The organism is Mesorhizobium sp. M7A.F.Ca.CA.004.04.2.1 (genome assembly GCF_004022825.1).
In the GTDB taxonomy this organism is placed as follows: Bacteria; Pseudomonadota; Alphaproteobacteria; order Rhizobiales; family Rhizobiaceae; genus Mesorhizobium.
This window is the reverse complement of record NZ_RZPH01000840.1, coordinates 1-2,713: the sequence shown is the minus strand read 5'-3', so window position 1 is coordinate 2,713 and position 2,713 is coordinate 1. Positions and strand designations below refer to the sequence as shown.

4 protein-coding genes are annotated in these 2,713 nt (G+C 63.2%); all 4 read right to left on the bottom strand.

The window, feature by feature from the left end; translation table 11 throughout:
* A partial coding sequence (locus tag EN893_RS27920; RefSeq protein ID WP_128361949.1) for a nucleotidyltransferase family protein occupies positions 1 to 795 on the bottom strand: 795 nt, incomplete at its 3' end.
* 63 nt (positions 796 to 858) lie between these two features.
* Positions 859 to 1,845, bottom strand: coding sequence for a dihydroxyacetone kinase subunit DhaK (gene dhaK, locus EN893_RS27915; protein WP_127272249.1), 987 nt, complete (start codon positions 1,843 to 1,845; stop codon positions 859 to 861).
* 93 nt (positions 1,846 to 1,938) lie between these two features.
* Positions 1,939 to 2,361: a hypothetical protein gene (locus EN893_RS27910; RefSeq protein WP_127271698.1), complete on the bottom strand. Its 423-nt coding sequence runs from the start codon at positions 2,359 to 2,361 to the stop codon at positions 1,939 to 1,941.
* 11 nt (positions 2,362 to 2,372) lie between these two features.
* Positions 2,373 to 2,713, bottom strand: a 341-nt coding sequence (locus tag EN893_RS27905) for a putative PEP-binding protein (RefSeq protein ID WP_348632515.1), incomplete at its 5' end; no start/stop codon positions are given.

Below are 2,713 nucleotides of genomic sequence, written 5' to 3'. Positions count from 1 at the left end.
ATCGTGCTCGATGTCGGTGGTACGGGCAGCGTCGAAGAGGCGTGCTTCCGCTTCGGGTGATTGCAGCGCCCGCACGCCCTGCAGCACGTCGACGCAAAGCTGCAGCCGGTGGAATTTATGGCCGCCGGCGGCGTGCACGATGGCGATCGTGAGAAGAGCCGCCGGCGTGTCTGTCGCGTCGCCGTCGATGGCGCGCAATTCAGGGAAACCCAGCGACAGGCGCCGCCGCATGCCGATGTCATGCACGAGGTCGCCATGCAGTTCGACCAGCAGGCTGGAATTCTCCTTTTCGAGCCATTTGAATTCCTGCAATTCGTAGGATTCGGCCTCGTTGCTGCCAAGCTCGAAGCCGCATGCCGTGATCACCTGGTTTGCCCGCGCCAGGTTGGCGGGTTCGACCAGGATATCGATGTCGGTGAACGGCCTGTCGGCGACGTTGCGGTAGAGCTTGCGCGCGAAGACGGGTCCCTTGACGATCCGCGCCGGAATATTGTCCGCCGCCAGTCCCTTCATGATGCGGTCGCCATGATACTTCAACAGCATAGACTGGCCGGTGGCGATCGTTGCCTTCTGGCGCAGATTTTCCAGCTTGCCGTGCAGGTCCGCATCCGCTGGCAGCCGCGCGTCCCCGCTGAGCTTGCGCAGCATGATCGGCAGGACGCCATGGAATTCGGCGTTGTCGAGCAGCGACATCAGCGTCTTTGCCGGCAAATTATCGACGTCGACAGTCGGCGCCTCCGGATCTGCGTAGCGCAGCAGCAGCTTTTCTTCGGCAGGGGTAAGCGGTGGCAGCATCAACCTGGACAATGTTGCGATTGCAGGGAAAGATGTCGCAGAAAAGCAGGGTGGAAGCCAGGGTTACATGCCCCAGCGTAGCGCCGCCGTGTGTACAGGCGCGTCCCAGAATGCGGTCGTCTCATCGTCGAGCATGGTGAGTGTGATCGAGCAGCCGGCCATGTCGAGCGAGGTGACATAGGAGCCGACCAGCGAACGGGCCACCGTCACGCCATGCTTCTCGAAAATCGCCCGCGCGCTGTTGTACATCAGGTAGAGTTCCATCAGCGGCGTGCCGCCGAAACCGTTGACGAACAACAGCGCTGGACCCTTCGCCCGGTCGCCGAGATCGCCCAGGATTGCGGCACAGATCTCCTGCGCGATAGCATCGGCGCTTTTCAGCGTGTCGCGCCGGCGGCCGGGCTCGCCATGGATGCCGACGCCGAATTCCATCTCGCCATCGCCGATGTCGAAAGTCGGCCTGCCCGCCGCCGGTACGGTGCAGCTGGTCAGCGCCACGCCCATCGAGCGGGTAGCAGCGTTGACGCCGTCGCCCAGCGCCTTCAGCGGCGCCAGTGCCAGGCCATGTTCGGCAGCGGCTCCGACGATCTTTTCCACCACCAGCGTGCCGGCGACGCCGCGCCGGCCCGTCGTATAGGAAGAATTCTCGACGGCGACATCGTCATTGGTCACGATCTGCTGGACGCCTTCAGACATCTCGGCCGCCATGTCGAAGTTCATGACGTCGCCCTCATAGTTCTTGACGATGAACAGGCAACCGCCGCCGGTGTCGACGGCCTCCGCCGCCGCCAGCATCTGGTCCGGCGTCGGCGAGGTGAACACCTGGCCGGGGCAGGCGGCGTCGAGCATACCGTGCCCGACAAAGCCGCCATGCAGCGGCTCGTGGCCGGAGCCTCCGCCGGAGATCAACGCCACCTTGCCCGGCCGCAAGGTCTTGCGGCGGACAAATTTGTGCTCGTCGCCGAGCACGAGGATGTCGGCATGGGCGGCGACGAAGCCGTCGAGGCTTTCGGTCAGCGCCGTGTCCACCGAATTGATAAACTTCTTCACGGCCGTCTCCTCCCGAAATAGGCCTTCCAAAGCAATTCCAGGGAAAGTGTGTCGCGGTTTTCCGTCCGGAATTGCGTAAAACAAAGAGTTCGATCAGCCACCCTTGCCGGTGATGCTGGTGATCTTCTGGATAAAATCGTTCACCGCCTTATCGAGCGCGGCGTTCTGCTTGTCGTCGCCGAAATCCGGCACGATCAGCGAGACATGCCGCGTCTTGCGCATGCCTGATGCGATCGACATTTTTCCCGGATGCGCCTGATGGTAGGCGGCGAGAAACTGGTCGCGCTCGGCCGGGCTGAAATGGCACACCGAAAATATAGCCGGCAAATGTTTTGACGGAATCGGGATCGAATAGGCAGGACTGGAAATCTGGGTGACGAAGCTTCGGTGTTTGCCGAGCGCATCGGCCAGGCGCTGGCGCATGCCGGATGGGCGCTGGTCGATGACCTGCGACAGGATCGTCTTGTAGGCGCGGATCGCCTCTTCGGAACCGGGTTCGGATGCCCTGTCGACCATGCCGGCCGCGCCTAGACAGAAACGTCCGCGATGGCCGCCTTGGCCATGGCGAGTTGCGCCGGAGCGACGGAAAGATCGCGCAGGCCGGCCTTGAGCAGTGACGGGATCGAGGCGGGATCGCCGCCTGCATCGCCGCACAGGCTGACCGGGATTTTTTCCCGCTGGCCAAACGCGGTCACGGCAGCGATCAGCCGTAGCACGGCCGGATGACGGACCGAATTGAGATGTGCCACGGCAGCGTCATCGCGGGCGGCCGCCATGACATATTGGGTGAGGTCGTTGGAGCCGATCGAGAAGAAGGCGGCCTCGGTAAAGGCTTCCGGCACGATCGCCACCGACGGCACCTCGACCA